This is a genomic window from Streptomyces sp. NPDC127068 (assembly GCF_042724695.1).
Taxonomy (GTDB): domain Bacteria; phylum Actinomycetota; class Actinomycetes; order Streptomycetales; family Streptomycetaceae; genus Streptomyces.
Genome location: NZ_JBHXEN010000011.1, coordinates 60,320 through 68,187, shown reverse-complemented (window position 1 = coordinate 68,187; position 7,868 = coordinate 60,320). Strand labels below are relative to the sequence as shown.

The window sequence follows — 7,868 nt, the reverse complement described above, 5'->3', positions numbered from 1 at the left end:
GCCCTCACCGTCGTACGTGCAGGTCGACAGACCTGCGTCCGGCACGGAGCCCGATCAGCCGGACCCCACGAAGAGCACCATCAGCAGCCAGACCACCGGGGCGGTCGGCAGGAGCGAGTCGAGCCGGTCCATGATGCCGCCGTGGCCGGGCAGCAACGTGCCCATGTCCTTGATGCCGAGGTCCCGCTTGATCATGGACTCCCCGAGGTCCCCCAGCGTGGCGCTGACGGCGACCGCGAGCCCCAGCAGCAGCCCCTGCCACCAGGTGCCGCCGTCGATCAGGAACTCCATGCACAGGGCGCCGGCGACCATCGCGAAGCCGATCGCGCCGAACAGACCCTCGCGGGTCTTGCCGGGGCTGATCCGCGGCGCCAGCTTGTGGGTGCCGAACCGCCAGCCGATCGCGTAGGCCCCCGTGTCGCTGACGACCGTCAGCACCAGGAAGGTCAGCACCCGCCAGGCACCGTCGTCGGCGGTGAGCAGCAGGGCCACGAAGGTCGCCAGGAACGGGACGTAGAAGGCGGCGAACACCCCCGCCGTGACGTCCTTGAGATAGCCGTCCGGAGGCCGCGACATCCGCCACACGAGAACGGCGAGCGCGGTCAGCGCCATCGCCACCCACGCCCCGTCGGTACCGCGCGCGTAACCGGCCACGACTATGGCGGCCCCGCCCACCGCGAGCGGGACCAGCGGGGCGTCGATGTCCTTGCGTTCCTTGAGACGGCTGGTGAGTTCCCACAGCCCGACGACGACCGCGACGACGATGACGCCGACGAAGACCGCCTTCACCACGAACAGCGAGGCGACGATCACCGCGGCGAGCCCCAGCCCGACCCCTATGGCCGCGCCCAGGTCACGTCCCGCGCTCTTCTTCTGCGGTGCGGCGGGCGGTTCCGGTGCGCTGGGCATGGGCTCCTGTGGCATCTGCGACGCCGTCTGGTGCGGAGCCCGGCCTGCTCGGGAACCGCTCAGTTCCTCGGTACTGCCGTGGGTGGGGTGAGGGGCACCGCCCGGCGACGCGGCTCCCCAGCCGTCCGGTACCCCGCCGGGAGGTGCACCGGGCACGACCGGCACGGGCCGGGTCTGCCCCGACCGCACGACGTCATGCGCATCGTACGCAGGAGCGGCCGGCGCCGCCCCTCGGCCGGGGCCACCGGGGGTGGCGGTCCGCGGCGGGGCGTACGCCTGCGCGGCCCGACCGGGGGCGTACCCCTGGACGGGCTGCCCGGGCACGGACGCGTACCCCTGGGCCCCAGCCGCGGGGGCGTGGCCGTAGGAGGGCTGGCCGGGAGTGCCGGGAGCCGGGGCGGCGTACCCCTGGACGGACCCGTGGTCCTGAGTCGGCCCCTGGCCGGACCCGTCGGCGGGTCCCTGGTCGGTCGGGAGCCCCGGCCCGGCGTATCCGGCCCGCGAGGGCGCTCCCCAGGAAGAGTCGTTCATCAGACTTCGAGCAGCTCGGCTTCCTTGTGCTTCAGCAGCTCGTCCACCTGGGCGACGTACTTCGCGGTGGTGTCGTCGAGTTCCTTCTCCGCGCGGCGGCCCTCGTCCTCACCGACCTCGCCGTCCTTGACGAGCTTGTCGATCGCTTCCTTGGCCTTGCGGCGCACGGCACGGATCGAGATCTTCGAGTCCTCCGCCTTGCCCTTGGCGACCTTGATGTACTCGCGGCGGCGCTCTTCGGTCAGCTCGGGGAACGTCACCCGGATGATATTGCCGTCGTTGCTCGGGTTGACGCCGAGGTCCGAATCGCGGATCGCCTGCTCGATGTTGCGCAGCGCGCTCTTGTCGAACGGGGTGACGACGGCCATGCGCGGCTCGGGCACGGAGAACGAGGCGAGCTGGTTGATCGGCGTCAACGCACCGTAGTAGTCCGCCACGATCTTGTTGAACATCGCCGGGTGCGCACGGCCGGTGCGGATCGCGGCGAAGTCCTCCTTGGCGACGACGACGGCCTTCTCCATCTTCTCCTCGGCTTCGAGGAGGGTCTCTTCGATCACCACTTGCTCCTGCGTGTCTTGAGTAGGTCCAGCTCCGGTGGTGGCGCCGACCGCGTCGCGTCTGTCCCCTGCACGGTGTCCGACCGTCAGGGCTTTGTCCATCCCCTGTCCGTACCCCTGGTCCGGGTTCCTGGAATTCCTGGGAAGGAACCCCGTGGCGGCGCCCGGAGCGGGCACGGACCGGTTGCCGGCCGGGTGGGTCAGGCCCGGGCGCCCTGGTCGCCGACCAGGGTGCCGATCTTCTCACCCTTGACCGCGCGCGCGATATTGCCCTCGGCGAGCAGTTCGAACACGAGGATGGGCAGCTTGTTGTCACGGCACAGGGTGATCGCCGTGGCGTCGGCGACCTTCAGGTCCCGGGTGATGACCTCGCCGTAGCCGAGGGCGTCGAACTTGACCGCGTCCGGGTTGGCCTTGGGGTCCGAGTCGTAGACCCCGTCGACGCCGTTCTTGCCCATGAGCAGGGCTTCCGCGTCGATCTCCAGGGCCCGCTGGGCGGCGGTGGTGTCGGTGGAGAAGTACGGCATGCCCATGCCGGCGCCGAAGATGACGACCCGGCCCTTCTCCAGGTGGCGCACGGCCCGCAGCGGGATGTACGGCTCGGCGACCTGCCCCATGGTGATGGCGGTCTGCACCCGGGAGTCGATGCCCTCCTTCTCCAGGAAGTCCTGGAGGGCGAGGCAGTTCATCACGGTGCCGAGCATGCCCATGTAGTCGGAGCGGGCCCGGTCCATTCCGCGCTGCTGGAGTTCGGCGCCGCGGAAGAAGTTTCCGCCGCCGATGACCAGGGCGATCTCGAAGCCGTCGCGGACCACGGCCGCGATCTCCCTGGCGATGTTGTGCACCACGTCGGGGTCGACGCCCAGCGCCCCGCCGCCGGCGAACGCCTCGCCGGACAGCTTCAACAGGAAGCGCCCGGGAACCTTGCCGTCGTCGCTCTTCGCGCTCTTCTCGCCGGTGCCGGCCTGGGTGGTCATGGGGTTCTCCTCGTGCTGCACATGCGAAGAAGGCCACTGCCGGTGGGGTGTCGTACGCATCCCATGCTCGGCAATGGCCTCCTCGTCAGATCTGCGGTCCTCCGTCGCGCACGCGGTTCGTACGCGGGCGACCGCTGTAGACCCTAGCGGTTGTCTACGGGCGATCGCGGAACGGACTCAGATGCCGACCTTGATGCGCGAGAAGCGCTTCAGGGTGACACCGGCCTCGTTCAGGACCTGCTGGACGGACTTCTTCGCGTCGAGGGCGTACGGCTGGCCCAGGACGGTGGCGTCCTTGAAGAAGCCGTTGACGCGACCTTCGACGATCTTCGGGATGGCAGCCTCGGGCTTGCCCTCCTGGCGGGTCGTCTCCTCGGCGACGCGGCGCTCGGCCTCGACGACCTCGGCGGGGACGTCCTCGCGGGAGAGGTACTTCGGCGCGAAGGCGGCGATGTGCTGCGCGACGCCCCGGGCGACCTCGGCGTTCGGCGCGTCCAGCTCGACCAGGACACCGATCTGCGGCGGGAGGTCGGGCATCGTGCGGTGCATGTAGGCCGCGACGTAACCGTCGGCGAACTGGGCGAAACGATCGAGGACGATCTTCTCGCCGAGGTTGGCGTTGGCCTCGTCGACGTACGCCTGCACGGTCTTGCCGGGCTCGATCTCGGAGGCGAGCAGCGCCTCGATGTCGGCGGGGGAGGTCGCGGCGACGTGCGCGGCCAGCGCGCCCGCGACGGCCTGGAACTTCTCGCCCTTGGCGACGAAGTCCGTCTCGCACTTCAGCTCAAGGATGACGCCGGAGGAGTTGTCGTCGGCGATGACGGAGACCACGGCGCCGTTCTCGGCGGAGCGGCCCTCGCGCTTGGCGACGCCCTTCTGGCCCTTGACCCGGAGCAGCTCAACGGCCTTCTCGACGTTGCCGTCGGCCTCGTCGAGCGCCTTCTTGCAGTCCATCATGCCGGCGCCGGTGAGCTCGCGGAGCTTCTTGACGTCGGCGGCGGTGTAGTTCGCCATGAGTCTATCTTTCTCGAAGTCTGGAAGATCGAGGATCTACGGGTCACCGGTCGGCCGGGCGGCTCAGGACGGCGTCCCGCGGAACCGGACCGGCGGGCGGGTGACGGCGGGGCGGAGGGTGATGCCTTCCGCCCCGCCGTCGGCCCTCAGGTCCTCGGCCGGTTGGGTCAGCCCTGCTCGGCGTCGGCGGCGGGGGCCTCGACGGCCGGCGCCTCGGTGGCCTCGGCAGCGGCCTCGGCGGCCGGCGCCTCGGCGGGGGCCTCGGTCGCGACCTCAGCGGCGGCGTCGGCGGCGGGCGCCTCGGCAGCGGCGGGGGCCTCGTCGGCCTTCTTCTCGCCTTCCAGCAGGTCGCGCTCCCACTCGGCGAGCGGCTCGCCGGCGGCCTTGTCGCCCGGCTTCGAGTCACCGGTCGCGACACCGGAGCGGGCGATGAGGCCCTCGGCGACGGCGTCGGCGATCACGCGGGTGAGCAGCGTGACGGAGCGGATCGCGTCGTCGTTGCCCGGGATCTTGTAGTCGACCTCGTCGGGGTCGCAGTTGGTGTCCAGGATCGCGACGACCGGGATGTTCAGCTTGCGGGCCTCGCCGACGGCGATGTGCTCCTTCTTGGTGTCCACGATCCAGACGGCGCTGGGCACCTTCTGCATCTCGCGGATACCACCGAGGGTCTTCTCCAGCTTGGCCTTCTCGCGCGAGAGCACGAGGAGTTCCTTCTTGGTGAGACCGGACGCGGCGACGTCGTCGAAGTCGATCTGCTCAAGCTCCTTGAGGCGCTGCAGACGCTTGTAGACGGTCGAGAAGTTGGTGAGCATGCCGCCCAGCCAGCGCTGGTTCACGAAGGGCATGCCGACGCGCGTCGCCTGCTCGGCGATGGCCTCCTGCGCCTGCTTCTTCGTGCCGACGAACATGACCGTGCCGCCGTGGGCGACGGTCTCCTTGACGAACTCGAAGGCGCGGTCGATGTACGACAGCGACTGGAGCAGGTCGATGATGTAGATGCCGTTGCGCTCCGTGAAGATGAAGCGCTTCATCTTCGGGTTCCAACGACGGGTCTGGTGACCGAAGTGGACGCCGCTTTCCAGCAGCTCCCGCATCGTGACGACGGCCATGGCCGTGTTCTCCTTGGTACTCGGTTGCCGCGTCCGCCGGACGGCGGTCGCGCCTGACGCCCCGGCGCGCTGTGCCACGAAGGACCGAGGAGCGCGGACACCACCACTGAGCGGGGTGAATGTCGGGGCGTGCGAAGTCGACCCGGTGACCCGGGTCGCCACATGAAGTGTACGGGACCTTGAACCTGTCGAGTGACGCCCCTGTCCACAACCGCCCACTTGTCCACAGATCGTCCGCGGGCCCGCTCCGGGGAGTGACGACACGGCACTGTGGACGCAACGGCCCGCTCGGGCCGCGGGAGGCACGGGGGTGTGCGATGGCACGGAGGCGTGCGACGGGGTGGCCCGCGCAGCGGGGGGACCGGGGACCTGGCTGCGGGGGCGCCGGCGGGGCGGGGGTCCGGGCGGTGCTCGCCGTCCGAGCGCTGGTGGCGAGCGTGCTGGTCACCGCGCTGGTGTGCGGGGGTGTCTGGACGCTCGCCGATGCCCGCCCCGCGCCCCTCACCACGGGCGCGGTCGGACCGGCCGGCACGGAGGAGGAGGGAGAGGGCGGGGCGGCGGACCGGGTGCCCGAGGTGGCGGTCTCCTGGCCCCTCGTACCGAGACCGCCGGTGCTCCGGGGGTGGGAGCCGCCGCCCACCCCGTACGCGGCGGGTCACCGCGGAGTGGATCTGGCGACGACCGCGGGGGCGGAGGTCCGGGCGGTGGCCGCCGGCCGGGTGGCCCACGCGGGCCGGGTCGCCGGGCGGGGGGTGGTCACCGTGGAGCTGGACGGCACGGGCGACCCGGCCCTGCGGATCACGCACGAGCCGGTGCGGCCCCGGGTCCGGCGCGGTGACCGCATCGCCCCCGGGGACGTGCTCGGCTGGGTGGAAGCGACGGGTTCGCACTGCGCCGACCCCTGTGTGCACTGGGGGCTACGTCGTGACCGGACGTACGTGAACCCGCTGTCCCTGTTGCCGCCCCACCTCCTGCGGCATCCCCCGCCCCGACTGCTGCCCCTGGTGCGGTCCTCGGGGGCCCGGGCCAGCAGGAGCGCGGGCGCTGCGGGTCCGCCGCACCCGCAGCGGGCCGTACGGGGCCACCGCGACGCTCGTCCCTGGGCCGTCGGGCCGACGAGCCGGTCGGGCGAGTCGGGCCGGTCGGGCGAGTCGGGCCGTGGGGATCAGCCGCGGACCCCGCGCAGGGCCATGGCCACCGCGGCGTCCGCGATCGCGCCCGGTTCCTCCGCCGCCCCCAGCTCCGCCCGTCGCGCGGCGGCATCGACGATCCCCTGCAACAGCATCGCCACGAGACGCGGCTCGGCGTGGCCCATCTGGCGCAGCGCCTCCGCGAGCATCGTCACCAGCCCGCCGTGGGCGGCCCGGATCTTCTCCCGCGCGCCGCGGTCCAACTCGCTCGCGGAGATGGCGACGACGGCCCGGTGCCTACGGTCTCCGACCAGGTCGAGCTGTCGACGCACATACGCCTCGATCTTGCCCTCGGGGTCGTCGGCGAGCGCCATGGCGCCCTCCACCTCGGCGGCCCAGACGGGGAAGTCGACGGCGCACAGTTCCTCGACCACGGCGGCGCGCGACTTGAAGTACTCGTACACCGAGGACCGGGCGAGACCGGTGCGCTCGGCGAGGGCGGGGAAGGTCAGCGCCTCCGTGCCTCCTTCGGACAGCAGGGACCGCGCGGCGTCCAGCAGGGCGGCGCGCTGCATCGAACGGTGCTCGGCCACTGAGGCCGCTCGAATCCTTGGCACCCCTCCACTTTACGGACGCGCTGGCCGACATGGGAGCCGGTCACCCTTTCGACACGTCACCCGCGGCACGCCCCTCACCCGAAACGAGCGCCCGGAACCCCCCTCGCCGCGCCTCAACGGCCCCATTGACCCCAGTCGTGACGCACCCGGGGGGCGGTTCCGGCCGGAAGTGCCGTTCAGCGACCGAATCCAGCCAGTTTGGCGCGGAGCTGGAGCACGGACTTGGTGTGGATCTGGCTCACTCGACTCTCCGTGACGCCGAGCACCAGTCCGATCTCCGCCAAGGTCAGCCCCTCGTAGTAGTAGAGGGTGACGACGGTCTTCTCCCGGTCGGGCAGGGTGTTGATGGCGCGGGCGAGGAAGCGGCGCAGCTCGCGGTCCTCGGCGATCTCGACCGGGTCGTCCGCGGCGGTGTCCTCCAGGGTGTCCATGAGGCTGAACCGGTCGCCGCCCTCACCGCCGGCGTGCAGGAGTTCCTCCAACGCGACGACGTTGGCCAGGGACAACTGACTGAAGACACCGTGCAGTTCCTCCAGGGCGATCCCCAGCTCGGCGGCGACTTCGCTCTCCGTGGGGGTGCGCCTGAGCTGGGCCTCCAGGGTCGCGTAGGCCCGTTCGACGTTGCGGGCCTTCTGCCGGACGGACCGGGGGATCCAGTCCAGGGCGCGCAGTTCGTCGATCATCGCGCCCCGGATGCGGGTGATCGCGTACGTCTCGAACTTGATGGACCGCTCGATGTCGAACTTCTCGATCGCGTCGATGAGCCCGAAGACCCCGGAGGACACGAAGTCGGCCTGTTCCACATTGGGCGGCAGTCCGACACTCACCCGCCCCGCGACGTACTTGACCAACGGCGAGTAGTGCAGGATCAGCTGCTCGCGCAGACGGTCGTCGCCCGTCGCCTTGTACGACCTCCACAGTTCGTCGAGCGTCGAGGGGGCGGGAGGCCGCACGCTCCCGCGGGCAGCGGGGGGAGCAGCCGCCCGGTCAGACCCGGAGGTGTGCTGGGGCATTCGTCGCCTTG

7 protein-coding genes and 1 pseudogene are annotated in these 7,868 nt (G+C 71.2%); 1 reads left to right on the top strand and 7 read right to left on the bottom strand.

What is annotated here, in order from left to right; all coding sequences use genetic code 11:
- Positions 1-54 precede the first annotated feature (54 nt).
- The 5 genes from ACFWIA_RS09365 to rpsB all read right to left on the bottom strand — a co-directional run bounded on the left by ACFWIA_RS09365 (position 55) and on the right by rpsB (position 5,097).
- Entirely contained in the window at positions 55-1,233 is a 1,179-nt protein-coding gene (locus ACFWIA_RS09365; protein ID WP_387002149.1) for a phosphatidate cytidylyltransferase, read from the bottom strand.
- Positions 1,234-1,439: 206 nt separating this feature from the next.
- A complete protein-coding gene (frr, locus tag ACFWIA_RS09360) occupies positions 1,440-1,997 on the bottom strand; it encodes a ribosome recycling factor (protein ID WP_387002009.1) in 558 nt (185 codons plus the stop codon).
- A gap of 200 nt (positions 1,998-2,197) precedes the next feature.
- A complete protein-coding gene (gene pyrH / locus ACFWIA_RS09355; protein WP_385491575.1) occupies positions 2,198-2,974 on the bottom strand; it encodes a UMP kinase in 777 nt (258 codons plus the stop codon).
- Between the two features lie 177 nt (positions 2,975-3,151).
- Positions 3,152-3,988, bottom strand: a complete 837-nt coding sequence (tsf, locus tag ACFWIA_RS09350; protein ID WP_387002007.1) for a translation elongation factor Ts — start codon at positions 3,986-3,988, stop codon at positions 3,152-3,154.
- A 167-nt stretch (positions 3,989-4,155) separates the two neighbouring features.
- Positions 4,156-5,097 carry a 30S ribosomal protein S2 gene (gene rpsB / locus ACFWIA_RS09345; RefSeq protein ID WP_387002005.1) on the bottom strand — a complete coding sequence of 314 codons (942 nt, stop codon included), beginning with the start codon at positions 5,095-5,097 and terminating at the stop codon, positions 4,156-4,158.
- 317 nt (positions 5,098-5,414) lie between these two features.
- Here rpsB and ACFWIA_RS09340 point away from each other — a divergent pair.
- Positions 5,415-5,984: pseudogene (locus ACFWIA_RS09340) on the top strand (peptidoglycan DD-metalloendopeptidase family protein); the annotation flags it as partial.
- A 278-nt stretch (positions 5,985-6,262) separates the two neighbouring features.
- On the opposite strand, the gene ACFWIA_RS09335 reads toward ACFWIA_RS09340, so the two are convergent.
- Positions 6,263-6,820: a TetR/AcrR family transcriptional regulator gene (locus tag ACFWIA_RS09335; protein ID WP_387002003.1), complete on the bottom strand. Its 558-nt coding sequence runs from the start codon at positions 6,818-6,820 to the stop codon at positions 6,263-6,265.
- 200 nt (positions 6,821-7,020) lie between these two features.
- On the bottom strand, positions 7,021-7,857 hold the full coding sequence (gene whiG, locus ACFWIA_RS09330; protein WP_387002001.1) for an RNA polymerase sigma factor WhiG: 837 nt from the start codon (positions 7,855-7,857) through the stop codon (positions 7,021-7,023).
- Positions 7,858-7,868: the final 11 nt, after the last annotated feature.